Below are 15,039 nucleotides of genomic sequence, written 5' to 3'. Positions count from 1 at the left end.
ATATACGTTCGATACAATAACCATTGTAATTAGTTTATTATATGAGGAGGATTTACGTGGAAAGAACTGCTTTAAGAAAAGTAAAAGGACTTATTGGATTATTAATGGTTTTTGTATTAGCATTCGTGTCATTTCCGTGGAGTGCGTCGGTTAAAGCGGAAGATAAAAAGCAAGAAAAGGCACCAAGTGAGAAGAAAATCGTTTTTCCAGTTGTAAGTGATGTGCATATTAAAGATAGTGGAACAGATGATACGTTCCGCTGGAAACGAGCGATTGAGCAATTTAATACGCTTGCACCAAAGCAAGATGCGTTTGTCATTGTAGGTGATTTTACTGATTCGGGTTCAGTAAAGCAATATGATCGTTTCATGCAAGTGTATAACGAAAATGCAAATAAAGATGCGGTACGAATGAATTCTCTTGGTAATCATGATTATTGGAACGGCTTATCTGTAGAGGGAGCACAGAAGCGTTTCTTAGAAAAGACAGGAATGGAATCGATTTATTATCATAAAGTGGTAAAAGGGTATCATTTCCTTGTTATGTCTCCAGAGGATGGTACAACACATGGCTATTATTCGGACAAGCAAATTAATTGGTTAAAAGAAGAAATGGCAAAGGCACAAAAAGATGATCCAGAAAAACCGATTTTTGTGTTTTTACATCAACATATTAAAGATACAGTGTACGGTAGTCAAGAATGGGGAACGAAAGATAGTGCAAAAATTAATGCGGTATTAAAAGAATACCCACAAGTAATTACGTTTTCAGGTCATTCACATTATCCGTTAGATGATCCGAGATCGATTCATCAAAAAGACTTTACGTCTGTTGGAACATCTTCTGTAAGCTATATGGAAGTTGAAGGCGGTAAAGTACAAGGGAATATCCCCCCAGGAGCTAGCACATTAAGTCAAGGTTTATTAGTAGAAGTAGATGATAAAGAAGTAACAATTAATCGCCGTGATTTCCATACAAATTCTTGGACAGGCGAGCCATGGAAAATTCAGTTGCCATCAAAGAAAGAAACATTTACGCATGTAGAAGATCGTGATAAAGAAAAGCCATCTTTTGCGAAAGATGCGAAATTGTCAGTATCAAATGTAACGGAAAACGCAGCAACAGTAACATTCCCACAAGCGGTGGACAACCTTCTTGTTCATTCTTATCGTGTACAAGCGAAGGATAAACAAACAGGTGAGATTAAAAATAAGTTATTAGCATTCTCAGAGTTTTATCGTGATCCAGTTCCAAAAGAACTTACATTTACACTTGCAGGATTAGATGGCGGGAAATCATATACACTTGAAGTAGTTGCGATTGATTCGTTTGGCAATGAAAGCGCGCAGCCGTTAACGGCTGAAATTACTACGAAAAAAGATAATATTGATCCGAATGTAAAAGTGCCAAAGGCAGACGTTTTTGATGTGAATTTCTTAGATGGTACATTTAAAGATAACTCACCGTTTGGAACAAAAGGTGATGTGAAAGGGAATGTATCTATTGAATATGATAAAGCGTTGAAAACAAATGTAATGAAATTAAATGGAAAAGCAAATACATTTGGGTATCTTCCATTTTCAGCAGCACAAAAAGAAAAAGTAGCAAATTCATTTACGTTAGAAACTGTATTTTCAATGAATGAAATTCGCGGACAAGGTATTTTGCAAAATACAGAGAGTGGTGGAATTGGTTTTGAGTCTACAGGAAGTGGCTATGTAGAATTATGGGCTCATATTGGCGGAAGCTATAAACGTGTTGGCGTTCAATTAGAAGCAAACAAAACGTATCATTTAACAGGAACGTATAACGGAAGTGAAGTAGCAATTTATGTAGATGGTAAAAAAGTAAATAGTCAGCCAGCTAGTGGGAAAGTGTATCATCCGAACGTGCCATTTGCACTTGGTGCAGATCCAGACAGCAACGGAAATGGCGGTATTCCGTTAAATGGACAAATTGCATTAGCAAAATTATATAGTAAAGCATTAAGTTCTTCAGAAGTAGTAGCAGCATATAACGAGTTTTCTAATCGTACAAAATTAGAGCAAGTAAATGCGTTATATGAAGAGATTGCGAAAGTGAAAGAAGTATTGGCAGGTACTTATGAATTTGGTGAAAAGCCAGGTCAATATTCACAAGAAGCTTTTAATGAATTACAAAAAAACTATGACAATGCTAAGAAAGTGTTTGGGAATATGACAAGTACAGGTGAGCAATTTGTTCAAATGTATAATGAATTAAAAACAGCAAACCAAACATTTGTACAATCAAAAGTGGCAGAAGAACAGCCAAAAACACCGAAAGAAAAATTACAAGTGAATGTTGAAGCTGCAAAAGCAGTAGTGAAAAAAGCACAAGCTGCAAATGTAACGGACGGTTCAGTGAAATCATTGAGCCAAAAAATTACAGTTGCAGAAGCTGTATTAAAAGATGTGAAAGTAAAAGATGCACAGGTAGAAACGATGAATCGTACGTTAGAGCACGCTATTTCACTTGTTGAAAAAAGCATCAACAAGTAAGGTATAAGAAAAAGAAGCTTATCATGATAGGCTTCTTTTTTGTTATACTAAAAGTAGTATAGAAAAAGGGAGCGAATAATTTGGAAGAGAAAAAGCTAAAAAGAATTCTTGAATATGTATGGATCGCCGTTGTGCTCCTTGTAGGATATTATTTATTAAAAGATAAAAGTATATGGGTTCTATTTTTAATGACATTTGTATTAGCGGGATTAGGAACGCTATTTATTAACTTTTTCTTTGATAGTTTGAATGCATGGAGAAAGAAAAAGAAAGAGGCGAAGTAAGGGAGAAGAAGTATACAAAAGTTGCAGGTTATGTACGAGCTTGCATCGGTATATTTTTCCCGCTATTAACGGGCAGTAAGACTCCCACCTCAAAATTTGGTGAATACGAGGAAGGTAGTGGGGAGACAACTGCCCGTAAGAGCCCGATTGGTGAGGGTTAATAATTAGTGGGGGATGGACAAAACCCCCACTGATTAAAGTTTCACTTTATCGTTTTACAAGCGTTAACGAAAAAACATAATAGAACGTGAAAATAGCTCGCCTTTATTATAGGCGAGCTATTTTTTATGCTTCTTTTTTCTCATCATTTGTTTTTTCAGTAGCTAAATGACTATGTTTTCTAGAGTAGAAGAAGTAGACGCATAAACCGACTATAAGCCAGACTGCAAAGCTGATCCATGTCGTTTTAGACAAATTAAGCATTAAATATAAACAACAAATAATAGCGACAACTGGTAGTGCAGGTACGAGTGGTGTACGAAAGCCTCGTTTTAAATCAGGATGAGTTTTCCGTAAAATAAGTACAGCAAAGCAAACGAATGAGAAGGCTGTTAACGTACCGATGTTTACTAAATTTGCTAGTAAATGTAGGTCTAAAAGTCCTGCTAATAAAGCTGCAAATACCCCAGTAATCCATGTGTTTAGTAAAGGGATTTTTACTTTTTTATTTACGCGTGATAACGCTTTTGGGAGCAAGCCGTCTCGGCTCATTGCATAAGAAACACGAACTTGTCCATACATAACGACTAAAAGAACGGTTGTCATTCCTGTCATCGCACCAACTGCAAGTAGCCCCGCAATAGTATCTTCGCCAACGAAATGCAGTGCAAATGCAACTGGATCAGAAACATCTAATTGCGTATAAGGAACCATACCTGTTAAAACGAAAGATACGATCATGTATAAAACCGTACAAATAAGAAGGGAACCGATAATGCCAATTGGTAAATCACGCTGCGGTTTTTTCGTTTCTTCTGCCGCAGTTGCGATTGCATCAAAACCTAAAAAGGCGAAGAAGACAGTGGCAGCACCAGTAATAATACCGTCGTACCCGAATGGAATGAACGGTGTCCAATTTTCAGGCTTTACATATTTTGCACCTGCTACGATAAAGGCGATAATAACTGCTAATTTTATAAGGACCATAATATTATTAATGCGTGCGCTTTCGCGTATACCAAAACTTAAAAGACCAGTAATGAGAAGTAAAATACAAACAGCCGGTAAATCAATGAGACCACCTTTTCCTGTTCCAGGGGCCGAGGAAATAATGGCGGGAAGGTGTATATTGAACCCTTGAAGCAATGATTGTAAATATCCAGACCAGCCAACAGCTACCGCTGCAACTGCGAGTAAATATTCGAGCATTAAACACCAACCAACGATGAAGGCGACAACTTCTCCTACGGTCATGTATGCATAAGTATAAACACTTCCTGAGACTGGTATAGAAGAAGCGAATTCGGCATAACAAAAAGCTACACAAGCACAAGTAAATGCAGCAATAAGGAATGATAGCATAATACCAGGACCAGAATGTTTCGCCGCTACAATACCTGTTAATACAAAAATCCCTGTCCCAATTACGGCGCCGATTCCTAAAAACGTTAAATCGAGTGCCGTTAATGTTCGATCTAGCTGCCTTGGTGATTCAGTACTAAGCGCTTTTTTTCGTAATAATGACTTCACTTTGGACTCTCCCCCCGTTTTTCATTTCCATAACTGCGAATAGTAAAGAGTACGTAAGTGAATGAAGGTACAGTTATGGTATGTAGTTTTTTGAAATTTCTGGATTAATTTTAATATAATTCAGAATATTTTGTCAAACAAAACTTTAACAAATAAAATGCCAGTTGTAAGGAGAAACTATGTGCAGAAATAGATGCGGGTTAACAATCAGTAGAGATGAAGAATAATCCACTGATTAAAGTTTCACTTTATATAGTAGGAGAAGATGTTATGTTATTTTATTTCGAACTTGTTATCATTTTACTTTGTACGAAATTAGCTGGTGATATTAGTGTTAGGCTTGGCCAGCCTTCTGTACTTGGTAAATTAATCGTTGGTATTATTATCGGTCCTGCTGTGCTTGGTATTATTAATAGCTCAGAACTTATTGATGAGCTTAGTGAAATTGGTGTTTTGCTACTTATGTTTATGGCGGGACTCGAAACAGATTTAGAAGAGTTAAATCGGAATTTAAAATCATCATTTGCAGTGGCGGCTGGTGGAATTATTTTACCTTTCATCGGTGGATATGTGGCAGGGTTGTTGTTTGGATTAATGCAATCTCATGCAATTTTTATAGGGTTATTACTTTGCGCAACATCGGTTAGTATTACAGTGCAAACGTTACGTGATTTAGGGAAGATGAATACGAGAGAAAGTACTACGATTTTAGGTGCTGCCGTATTTGATGATGTGATAGTCGTTATTTTATTAGCGTTTGTAATGAGCTTTTTAGGAACGCAAGATGTGAATATAACACTTGTCATTGCAAAGAAAATTATTTTCTTTGTAAGTATCGTTTTTATCGCATGGAAAGTAGTTCCGTGGATTATGAAAATGCTCGTACCACTTCGCGTGTCGGAAGCGTTAATTAGTGCGGCTCTTATTATTTGTTTTTCATTTGCTTATTATAGTGAGCAAATGGGAATCGCAGGTATTATTGGGGCATTTGCAGCAGGGATTGCGATTTCGCAAACAGAGTACAAGCATGAAGTGGAACATAAAATTGAACCGATTGCGTATGCGATATTCGTACCGGTTTTCTTCGTAAGTATTGGAATGGAAATTACATTTCAAGGTATAGGAAGCCAACTTTGGTTCATTATCATTATGACGCTCATTGCGATTTTCACAAAGTTAATTGGATCAGGTTTAGGAGCAAGACTAACAGGATTTAACTTACAATCTTCTATTAGTATCGGTGCAGGGATGGTATCACGCGGAGAAGTAGCGCTCATTATTGCAGCAAATGGATTAACGGCAAATTTGTTAGCGAAAGAAAATTTCACAGCTATTGTCATTGTTGTTATATTGACAACGATTATTACGCCGCCACTTTTGAAGAAGTACTTTGTATAGAAAGGGCTTATCTGATGTAGGTAAGCTCTTTTTTTTATCGCAAAAAAGCAATGGTTATGCAGCATGAACAGGTTGTAATTATGGTAAAATCTACGTATATGCTAGGGTAAGGAGAGAAATAGGTGAAGATTACGAGGGGAAAAGTTATAGGTGTAGTTATACTTCTTTTACTTTGCATACCATTTATTGTAGGAAAAGAATCAAAAGTGAAAGGTTTTCCGGTTTCTATTTTTTCTTCCTATGTGGAAGGGGATAATCCGAAAGAACATAAGTACACCGCATTTTTACCTGACTTCGCAATTTGGATAGACGGATGGGAAAAACAGAGATCTGAAGGTGAAATAACTGCATATAAAAAAGGGAATCGAACTGTAATTGTTCAGCATCCTCCTGGTGATGATGGCTATTATCTCCATGAAGAAGAATATGCGAAATAAAAAGCAGCTGTAAGAAGTGGAGGTGAAATGGTGAAAGCTTCAACATTACTATTTAAAATTGAAAATAATATGGATCAATTTTCACCAGCTGAAAAGAAGGTTGCCATGTACATAATGGAGAACGCAGAGATTGTTCCAAATTTAACGACAAAAGAAGTGTCTACAAATGCGGGATCGAGTGAGGCGAGTGTTGTACGTTTTTGTAAAACAATCGGTATTGGAAGCTTTAAAGCATTTAAGATAGCGCTCGTTCGTGAATTAACAATTGTTGATTATAATATTAACGATTTTTCAGTGATGAATACAGAAGATGGACCGTACGATTTGTTTAATAAAGTTACATATGTGAATAAAGCTGCAATTGAGGCGAGTGTTACTGCGATAGATAAGAAGGAACTTGAGAAAGCTGCAGATAGTATTGTAAATGCTAATAAGATCATATTTTATGGTGTAGGTGGATCAGCTACACCGGCGATGGACGGAGCTTATAAATTTACTAGGCTTGGATTTACTGCAATGATGCTATCCGATTTTCATATGATGTTGCCACTCGTAACAAATTTAAAAGAGGGAGATATATTTGTGGCGATTTCAACTTCTGGGCGGACGAAAGATGTGCTTGAAATGGCGCAATATGCGAAAAGACAAGGTGCTACAGTTATTGCGATTACGAAGCTAGATCAATCATCTCCTCTATATAAAGCGGCAGACATTCGCCTTTGTATGCCGGATGTAGAGCAAGATCATCGCATTGCAAGTATTGCTTCACGAATGACGCAACTGAATATGATTGATGCTTTATACGTTATTACTTTTAACCGTATTGGCAATAATGTGATAGATCAATTTATGGAGACGAGAGAAGAGGCTCTGCGGTTACGGAAGTTAAAGTGAAAAGATGGGGCAACCCATCTTTTTTGTGTGGCTGGACATAAATTTGTCATGAAAAGAAATAAAATTTCATAAAATAAGAGAGTAATATTGATTTTTAATTTCTTAAAGTTATAATGAAAGTATGAAATTAAATTTCAAAGAAGGTGACAATATGTTAGAAAATTTATCTACAGAACATCGTAATGAGAAGACGATGAATTTAGATGAGATGAGCATAAAAGAAGTTTTACAAAGTATGAATCAAGAAGATCAAACTGTTGCGTTAGCAGTTGAAAATGAAATAGAAGAAATTGAAAAGGTTGTACAAATTGTTATTAAGTCTTTTGAAGAAGATGGACGATTAATTTATATTGGGGCTGGTACGAGTGGTCGTTTAGGCATTTTAGACGCAGTGGAGTGCCCGCCGACATTCGGTACAGATGACAAAATGGTGCAGGGATTTATAGCAGGTGGATTAAAAGCGTTTACCAAAGCGGTAGAAGGTGCTGAAGATCGTGAAGAGTTAGCAGAAGAAGATTTAAAAAGTATTGGATTAAACGAGAAAGATACGGTTATTGGAATTGCAGCAAGTGGTAGAACACCTTATGTAATTGGCGGATTGAAATACGCAAGTAGCGTGGGAGCGAGTACAGCTAGCATTTCCTGTAATAAAAATGCTGAAATAAGTAAATATGCAAAACTAAATGTGGAAGTGGAAACAGGCGCAGAAATATTAACAGGCTCAACACGGTTGAAGGCTGGCACAGCGCAAAAGTTAGTACTCAATATGATTTCTACAGCGTCTATGATTGGTGTAGGGAAAGTATATAAAAACTTAATGGTAGATGTTCAATCTACAAATGCAAAATTGGTAGAACGCTCAAAACGAATTATTGTGGAAGCGACAGGCGCTAGTTATGAAGTAGCTACAGAGTATTATGAGAAAGCAAATCGAAATGTGAAAGTTGCAATCGTTATGATATTACTACAGTGTGAATATGGGGAAGCACTAGAAAAATTAAAAGGTGCGAAAGGATTTGTGAAGAAGGCACTTTAAACTATGGGGAGGGGGATTCTATTATGAAGAAAGAAGAGATAATGGCGAGTAGGATTACGGAGCAACTTGGGGGAGTAAAAAATATTCGTGGCATTGCTCATTGTATGACGAGGTTACGACTAACGCTTCATGATGAAAGTAAAGTGAACATGGACCTTTTGAAAAAGGTTGAAGGCGTTATGGGTGTGATTGAAGATGAAACACTTCAAGTTGTCGTTGGTCCAGGAACGGTAAATAAAGTAGCAGCAGAAATGGAAGTTTTAACAGGACTCAGAATTGGTGAAGTGGCAGATCATCACCTTGAAGATCTTGGGCAAGAGATGAAGTCAGAGATTAAGAAGAAAAATAATACACCAGTGAAAAACTTTTTAAGAAAAATAGGAAGTATTTTCATTCCGTTAATACCTGGTCTTGTCGCATCAGGAATTATAAATGGGGTCGCTAACTTTGCGAAAAATGCAGGTGCTGACCCGAATGCAACATGGCTGCAAATGTTACTTTTAATTGGCGGCGGTATCTTTACATTCTTAGGTATTTTAGTCGGCTGGAATACAGCGAAAGAATTTGGCGGGACGCCAGTTCTTGGGGCAATTGCTGGTATTTTAATTTTCAACCCGGCGATGGCGAATGTAAAATTATTTGGTGAAGCGCTAGTACCCGGACGGGGCGGATTATTTGCAGTTATTTTTGCAGCATGGCTTATGGTTGTAGTTGAGAGACGAGTACGAAAAGCGGTGCCAAATGCAGTTGATATTATCGTAACACCACTTATTACTGTATTAGCTGTAAGTATAGTAACGATGTTAGCGATTCAGCCAGTAGCGGGATTCTTATCTGATGGTATTACGAGTGGTATTAATGCAATTTTAAATGTTGGTGGAGCGTTTGCGGGAGCTGTGCTTGCAGGAACATTTTTACCTCTCGTTATGGTCGGGTTACATCATGGTTTAACACCAATTCATATGGAATTCATTAATCAAACACATGTAACACCTTTATTACCAGTACTCGCAATGGCTGGCGCTGGGCAAGTAGGAGCAGCGATTGCGATTTATGTAAAAATAAAAAATAAACGACTTCGTAATGTGATTAAAGGTGGATTGCCAGTTGGATTTTTAGGAATTGGCGAACCGTTATTATATGGGGTTACATTACCACTTGGGAAACCATTTATTACTGCTTGTTTAGGAGCGGCTGTCGGTGGTGCATTCCAGGCAGTAATGAAAACGGCTTCACTCGGAATCGGTGTATCAGGATTATCTTTAATTCCGTTAATTGCTGATAATAAATATTTATTATATTTCTTAGGGTTAGTGATTGCATATACTTTCGGATTTATCTTTACGTACTTCTTCGGCTTTAAAGAAGAAATGGCAGAAAACATATAGAGAAAGGGATTCCTTTCTCTTTTTTTTATATTAGTAGAAGGAGAGATTTATATGTTAGGAGTTTCAATTTATCTTTCAAAAGAGCGAGTGGACAAACAAGAAGCATGGTTAAAAATAGCGAAAGAAAACGGATTTTCATCTATTTTTACATCTCTTCACATTCCAGAAGATGATCCGAATACGTATAAAGAGTTAATTCAAATACTTGGGAAACAAGCTCTCGAAAATGAAATGGAATTAATGGTCGATGTCTCTCCAAAGTCGTTACATCATTTAGGAGTAACGTATGAAAATGTGGAAGAATTATTGGAGTGGGGCATTACTGGTTTACGAATGGATTACGGCATCGCGCCCAAAGAAATTGCGAGTGTATCTCATAAGATGAAGGTAGCGTTAAACGCGAGTACGATTACAGAATCATTTTGGAAAGAGTTAATTGCGGAAAATATACGAGTAGATCGTGTAGAAGCGTGGCATAATTTTTACCCGCGTCCAGAAACAGGACTAGCAAAGTCATTTTTACAAAAACAAAATAAGTATTTACATGATTGCGGAATAAAAACGATGGCATTTATTCCGGGAGATGGTGAAAAACGAGGTCCTTTATATGAAGGTTTACCAACGTTAGAAAAGCACCGCTATATGCGTCCACTTGAAGCGTATTTAGAACTTGTTCAAGAGTGTGACGTCGATAAAGTGCTAATTGGAGACATAAGCGCGAGTCTAGAAAGTGTACAAGAAATCGCGATGGCGAGTAATGGGATTATTCCGCTGCGATATGAGCCATTTATAAATGAAATGGAAGTATTGAAAGTGGTAGAGAAAGTGCATACGAATCGGCTTGATCCAGCTCGTGATGCCATTCGTTCTGTAGAATCGCGCGAAGAAAATAAAGTTGTATTACAGCCGATGAATACAATTTCAAGAAAACGAGGCAGTATTACAATTGATAATGAATTGTACGGTAGATATGCTGGCGAAATGCAAATTGTTATAAGTGATTTACCTGAAGATGGGAAAGTGAATGTTGTTGGAATGGTGATTGAAGAAGATGTGTCTTTATTGTCTTATATAGGCGCTGGGAAAAATTTTCAACTTATTCTAAGTAATAGAGCGAAAGCTTGAATTAGCACTATTTTGTAAAAAACATTATCCGTAAAGGGGATAATGTTTTTTGGTTTCTTTAAAAAAGTATTTGACGAATGAAAAGAAATACCGTATTGTTTTGTCTTGTGAATAAATGTTCACCATAACAAAACAAAAAAGGAGAGTTCAAAATGAATCAATATATTGGGAATTTAATTATTCGTATCGTGTTAGGAGTTACGTTCTTTGCACACGGTTTAGCAAAGTTTCAATCAGGTATAGATAACGTAGCAGGATGGTTTACAAGTATCGGTTTACCAGGTGGTCTTGCATACGGCGTAGCAACAGTTGAATTAGTTGGTGGTATATTATTGATTATCGGTTTAGGCGTGAGGTATGTAGGATTGTTATTCGCTCTTATTTTGGCTGGAGCTATCGTAAAGGTAAATGGAGCAGCAGGCTTATTAGGAGATGGAAAGAATCCGGGATATGAATTAGATCTTGCATTATTATCAATGGGTGCGTATTTATTCGTTGTAAAAGCAGAAGGATATGTAGATCGTTTCTTAAAAGAGAAAGTAATGAAAACGAAGTAAATTTCATTTTTTAAGTGTTGACTTGACGACTTGGTGTAACTATAATAATTACATCAAGTCGATTAGTAATAAAATGATTCGTATATTTTTTTATTCTAGCTGTAACTAAGTTAGTTACAGCTAGAATAAAGCTTAAAGAATAAAGGAATATAAAAGAGTAAATAAAAAGTGGAGGAAATAACATGTCAAAATTACATTTAGAGGTTTTTACAGGATCTGAGCAAGCATTTCAAGTTACATCCACAATTGTATACGGAGAAAAAGATGCAATTCTTATCGATGCACAATTTTTATTAAGTGATGCACATCGTTTAGCAGCTCAAATTATTGAAACAGGAAAGAATTTAGCTCATATTTATGTAACTCATTTCCATCCAGATCATTATTTTGGATTAAATGTATTACATGAAGCATTTCCAAAAGCGAAAATTGTAGCGTTGCGAAATACAGTAGAAGATATTCGCAATACGTTTGAAAAGAAAGTGGAACAATGGAAACCATCTATTGGGCATAATGTTCCTCATCAGCCAATTGTTCCAGAAGTGTTAGAGGGAGATAAGCTTACGTTAGAGGGAAATGACTTAATCATTAAAGGTGGTCTACAAGGTGATACACCTAATAATAGTTACGTATGGATTCCGTCATTAAAAGCAGTAGTTACAGGAGATATCGTGTATAACAATACTTTCGCATGGACGTTAGAAACAGATGCTGAAGCTCGTCATAAATGGTTAGAAACATTAAGTGAACTTGAAAATCTTCACCCTGAAATTGTTGTAGCGGGTCATCGTGATTATGACGTACCAAATACAGCAGATGCGATTAAGCATACTCGTAAATATTTAGTAGCATTTGATGAAGTTCTTGCAGGAAATCCTTCAAGTGAAGAAATTCAAACGGCAATAAAGGAACGATTCCCGCACGTTAAAGCGTTAGAAATTGGACTTGTTTTAGCGGCAAACGCATTTGGGGTGAAAAAATAATGGTACAAAAAACAAATTTAGAAATTGTTCGAAGCACATATGAAGGACCATCTTCTTCAAATGCAAAACATTTAGCGGAAGCTCTCTCTGAAAAAGTAGAGTGGACAGAGGCAGCCGGTTTTCCGTACGGTGGAACGTATATTGGTACAGAAGCTATAATGGAAAATGTATTTAGTCGTTTAGGATCAGAATGGGATAATTATAAAGCGAGTGTAAATACGTACCATGAAGTAAACGGAAAAGATGTAATCATTGCTGAAGGTATGTATTCTGGAGTTTATAAAGAAACGGGAAAATCATTTGAAGCAGAATTCGTTCATATATGGCAGCTTGAAAATGGAAAAATCGTAAAATTCAAGCAATATGTGGATAGTTATATTGTGCGAGCAGCGATGAAGGTTTAAAATGAAATAAGGAAACAAATGGAATCGGCTGTGCGCAGGCGATTCCATTTGTTTATGTGATTATTAGGGGAATGGGGAATACATAATATGAAAAAATGGATTATAGGGACAATTACAATAATTGTAATTGCGATAGGAGCTGTATTCGGTGTTACTAAACTGCTTAATTATATAGAAGAAGAGGAGAAGAGTCTTAAAGCACAAAATGTAATGGGGCAACAAGGGAAGAAAGCAAAGGAAGAGAAGCAACAAGCTAGTGAAGATGAAATTATTTCTACAATGCATAGGATGGTACATCAAAAAGTGAAATCCTCTGAGAAATGGGGATTTATCGAAATGACAAATAAGGAAATTAGTAGTGCGAAGAACGCAGTAGAAAGCAGTACTAATTTTAAATATAAATCAAAGCTACTTTCTACTTTGGAGCGTTGGGAGAAAGGAGACTTTTCACAAACGGTTGAGGAGCATAACTTTTTGTGGGAAATTCAAGGTGGTGATACCGGAAAGGCAACAGAACGCTTATCGCCAGAAGAAGAAAAACAGTATGTGAAAGAAATGAAAGGTAAATAAAAACATCGCCACTCTGGTGGCGATGTTTTTTCATTAAGAATGCTTTCGCACTAAAGCTCTAGTCGTCTGAGGAGAAACAGTTTTAAAATGAGAGAATAAATAGCACCCTGTAACGACGATAATTGTCCCGAAAATTTGAATCCATGTTAGTTCTTCTCCAAGGAAAATAAATGCTAAAATAGCTGTGAAAATTGGATTGAAATTTAGAAAAATACCCGATGTAGTAGCTCCTAATTTCTGTACACCAATGTTCCAAAATACCATACAAAGGACCGTTGAAACGAGTCCTGTATATAAAAGTGATGTTATGAAGGAAGAATTAATATTGGAAACAGTGAAGTTGCCTATGTTAAATGGAAGCAATAAAATGACGCCGAAAATACCAGAATATAACGTCGCCATTAGCGGTGTAACTGTTTTTGTCGCCCATTTACTGCAAACAGAGTAAATACCCCAAATACATACTGCCGCCATCATCCATAAATCTCCGCTATTAAAATGTAGTGAAAATAAAAGTGCAAAATTTCCTTTTAAAAGGACGAGCATAACCCCGAAAAATGAAAGAATCATAGAAAGAATTTGAAGTGTATTTACTTTTTCTTTTAGAAATAGCACAGAAAATAATGCAATCGAAATAGCGTTCAATGTAGAAATAAGACCTACATTCGTTGCGGATGTTTTTTCTAGTGCTAAAAATTGAAAAATGTTAAAAAGAACGACTCCTGAAATTCCCATAAGTATTAACGGAAGTATTGCAGAGCGTGGTGGAATGATTTTCTTCTCTTTAAACCATACCATTGGTAATAAACAAATGATCGCAATTAGCCATCTTAAACTTGTCAGTGTCATCGGAGATGCATGATCGACGAGTGATTTCCCAACGACGAAATTTCCTCCCCATAATAAGCTTGTTAATAATAGTAAAAAGACATAAAAATAAGGCATGCTAAAAACCCCTTTGTTGAAATAAGAATGAACTGTAAATAATTTTAGCATTTTTCTTTATTGTCTAATATATTCTTTTGTATAATGGTAAAAATCCGATAAAATATTTCGTTAGAAATCTCATTTACAGAAAAATATTCAGTTTTATATAAGTTATGAGATGTTTCTTCGAATAATCATCGGTAAGAAAAAGGAGGAATTTTGATGGAGTCATCTGTTATTAAAGTGCTTGATGATTTGGATGTGAAAATTTTAGATATATTGCAGAAAGAGTCACAAGTAAGTAATGCAGAGTTAGCACGCCGCGTTAATTTATCACCAGCTGCTATGCATGCAAGAATAAAAAGATTAGACGGGGAAGGATTCATTGATAAGCAAGTAGCAATTTTAAATCAAGAAAAGCTTGGATTTGATTTATTATGTTTCATTTTTATGAGCACGAATATTCATCAGTCGGAAAAACTTGAAGTGTTAGAACGAGAATTAGAATCTATGCCTGAAGTGTTAGAATGTCACTGTTTAACAGGCGAATATGATTATTTATTAAAAGTTGCGAATCGTGATCGTAAGGAGTTAGAGCAGTTTATTAGAAAGTTAAATAAGCTAGGTATTACACGTATACAAACGAGTTTAGCACTTCGTGAAATTAAATATTCTACGGTATTGCCGATACGGAATGAGGAACCGAGCATCGATTAAGTTGCTTGGTTTTTTGTTTATATAAAATTCAGAAAAGTGATTGACGGAGAGAAAAGAGAGATGTATTATTATATGAAATTATGAATTAAAATTCATCTAATGTTATAAATG

At 36.2% G+C, this 15,039-nt stretch carries 15 protein-coding genes; 13 read left to right on the top strand and 2 right to left on the bottom strand.

Features of this window, described 5'->3' with window-relative positions; translation table 11 throughout:
- Positions 1–56 precede the first annotated feature (56 nt).
- On the top strand, positions 57–2,519 hold the full coding sequence (locus tag AB3X48_RS09695) for a LamG-like jellyroll fold domain-containing protein (protein ID WP_016103811.1): 2,463 nt from the start codon (positions 57–59) through the stop codon (positions 2,517–2,519).
- A gap of 80 nt (positions 2,520–2,599) precedes the next feature.
- Positions 2,600–2,803: a hypothetical protein gene (locus AB3X48_RS09690; protein ID WP_002159163.1), complete on the top strand. Its 204-nt coding sequence runs from the start codon at positions 2,600–2,602 to the stop codon at positions 2,801–2,803.
- Positions 2,804–3,088: 285 nt separating this feature from the next.
- On the opposite strand, the gene bcaP is transcribed toward AB3X48_RS09690, so the two are convergent.
- On the bottom strand, positions 3,089–4,492 hold the full coding sequence (gene bcaP / locus AB3X48_RS09685) for a branched-chain amino acid transporter BcaP (protein ID WP_002203335.1): 1,404 nt from the start codon (positions 4,490–4,492) through the stop codon (positions 3,089–3,091).
- A 216-nt stretch (positions 4,493–4,708) separates the two neighbouring features.
- Between bcaP and AB3X48_RS09680 the strand changes: the two genes are divergently transcribed.
- The 10 genes from AB3X48_RS09680 to AB3X48_RS09635 all read left to right on the top strand — a co-directional run bounded on the left by AB3X48_RS09680 (position 4,709) and on the right by AB3X48_RS09635 (position 13,284).
- The gene (locus tag AB3X48_RS09680) at positions 4,709–5,890 is read left to right on the top strand and encodes a cation:proton antiporter (protein WP_082187199.1); all 1,182 of its coding nucleotides are present in this window, start codon (positions 4,709–4,711) and stop codon (positions 5,888–5,890) included.
- Between the two features lie 122 nt (positions 5,891–6,012).
- Complete coding sequence (locus AB3X48_RS09675) at positions 6,013–6,327, top strand: hypothetical protein (RefSeq protein ID WP_002203333.1); 315 nt, start codon at positions 6,013–6,015, stop codon at positions 6,325–6,327.
- Positions 6,328–6,357: 30 nt separating this feature from the next.
- The gene (locus tag AB3X48_RS09670) at positions 6,358–7,221 is read left to right on the top strand and encodes a MurR/RpiR family transcriptional regulator (RefSeq protein WP_033710460.1); all 864 of its coding nucleotides are present in this window, start codon (positions 6,358–6,360) and stop codon (positions 7,219–7,221) included.
- A gap of 151 nt (positions 7,222–7,372) precedes the next feature.
- Complete coding sequence (gene murQ / locus AB3X48_RS09665) at positions 7,373–8,257, top strand: N-acetylmuramic acid 6-phosphate etherase (RefSeq protein WP_016103813.1); 885 nt, start codon at positions 7,373–7,375, stop codon at positions 8,255–8,257.
- Between the two features lie 23 nt (positions 8,258–8,280).
- Positions 8,281–9,645: a PTS transporter subunit EIIC gene (locus AB3X48_RS09660; RefSeq protein WP_367959373.1), complete on the top strand. Its 1,365-nt coding sequence runs from the start codon at positions 8,281–8,283 to the stop codon at positions 9,643–9,645.
- A 51-nt stretch (positions 9,646–9,696) separates the two neighbouring features.
- Positions 9,697–10,770 carry a DUF871 domain-containing protein gene (locus AB3X48_RS09655; protein WP_016103815.1) on the top strand — a complete coding sequence of 358 codons (1,074 nt, stop codon included), beginning with the start codon at positions 9,697–9,699 and terminating at the stop codon, positions 10,768–10,770.
- A gap of 152 nt (positions 10,771–10,922) precedes the next feature.
- Positions 10,923–11,327, top strand: a complete 405-nt coding sequence (locus tag AB3X48_RS09650; protein ID WP_001077751.1) for a DoxX family protein — start codon at positions 10,923–10,925, stop codon at positions 11,325–11,327.
- Between the two features lie 182 nt (positions 11,328–11,509).
- The gene (locus AB3X48_RS09645) at positions 11,510–12,310 is read left to right on the top strand and encodes an MBL fold metallo-hydrolase (RefSeq protein WP_016103816.1); all 801 of its coding nucleotides are present in this window, start codon (positions 11,510–11,512) and stop codon (positions 12,308–12,310) included.
- Positions 12,310–12,714, top strand: coding sequence for a nuclear transport factor 2 family protein (locus tag AB3X48_RS09640; protein WP_016103817.1), 405 nt, complete (start codon positions 12,310–12,312; stop codon positions 12,712–12,714). The genes AB3X48_RS09645 and AB3X48_RS09640 overlap by 1 nt, the downstream gene beginning before the upstream one ends.
- Before the next feature lie 87 nt (positions 12,715–12,801).
- Positions 12,802–13,284, top strand: a complete 483-nt coding sequence (locus AB3X48_RS09635) for a DUF6241 domain-containing protein (protein ID WP_016103818.1) — start codon at positions 12,802–12,804, stop codon at positions 13,282–13,284.
- Between the two features lie 33 nt (positions 13,285–13,317).
- Here the strand turns inward: AB3X48_RS09635 and AB3X48_RS09630 are convergent, their stop codons facing one another.
- Positions 13,318–14,229 (bottom strand): DMT family transporter, encoded by a 912-nt coding sequence (locus AB3X48_RS09630; protein WP_016103819.1) that lies wholly within the window; start codon positions 14,227–14,229, stop codon positions 13,318–13,320.
- Positions 14,230–14,433: 204 nt separating this feature from the next.
- Here AB3X48_RS09630 and AB3X48_RS09625 point away from each other — a divergent pair, with 204 nt between their 5' ends.
- Positions 14,434–14,928: an Lrp/AsnC family transcriptional regulator gene (locus tag AB3X48_RS09625; RefSeq protein WP_016103820.1), complete on the top strand. Its 495-nt coding sequence runs from the start codon at positions 14,434–14,436 to the stop codon at positions 14,926–14,928.
- Positions 14,929–15,039 lie beyond the last annotated feature (111 nt).

This window comes from Bacillus sp. S4, from assembly GCF_040838205.1.
GTDB lineage: Bacteria > Bacillota > Bacilli > Bacillales > Bacillaceae_G > Bacillus_A > Bacillus_A cereus_U.
The sequence above is the reverse complement of the archived record's forward strand: the minus strand, read 5'-3'. Positions and strand labels throughout refer to the sequence as shown.

Bases quoted from the DNA above. Each gene is read 5' to 3' on its own strand.
- AB3X48_RS09680 (WP_082187199.1), top strand. From the start codon at position 4,709: ATGAAGAATAATCCACTGATTAAAGTTTCACTTTATATAGTAGGAGAA.
- murQ (WP_016103813.1), top strand. From the start codon at position 7,373: ATGTTAGAAAATTTATCTACAGAACATCGTAATGAGAAGACGATGAAT.
- AB3X48_RS09660 (WP_367959373.1), top strand. From the start codon at position 8,281: ATGAAGAAAGAAGAGATAATGGCGAGTAGGATTACGGAGCAACTTGGG.
- AB3X48_RS09655 (WP_016103815.1), top strand. From the start codon at position 9,697: ATGTTAGGAGTTTCAATTTATCTTTCAAAAGAGCGAGTGGACAAACAA.
- AB3X48_RS09650 (WP_001077751.1), top strand. From the start codon at position 10,923: ATGAATCAATATATTGGGAATTTAATTATTCGTATCGTGTTAGGAGTT.
- AB3X48_RS09645 (WP_016103816.1), top strand. From the start codon at position 11,510: ATGTCAAAATTACATTTAGAGGTTTTTACAGGATCTGAGCAAGCATTT.
- AB3X48_RS09640 (WP_016103817.1), top strand. From the start codon at position 12,310: ATGGTACAAAAAACAAATTTAGAAATTGTTCGAAGCACATATGAAGGA.
- AB3X48_RS09635 (WP_016103818.1), top strand. From the start codon at position 12,802: ATGAAAAAATGGATTATAGGGACAATTACAATAATTGTAATTGCGATA.
- AB3X48_RS09630 (WP_016103819.1), bottom strand. From the start codon at position 14,229: ATGCCTTATTTTTATGTCTTTTTACTATTATTAACAAGCTTATTATGG.
- AB3X48_RS09625 (WP_016103820.1), top strand. From the start codon at position 14,434: ATGGAGTCATCTGTTATTAAAGTGCTTGATGATTTGGATGTGAAAATT.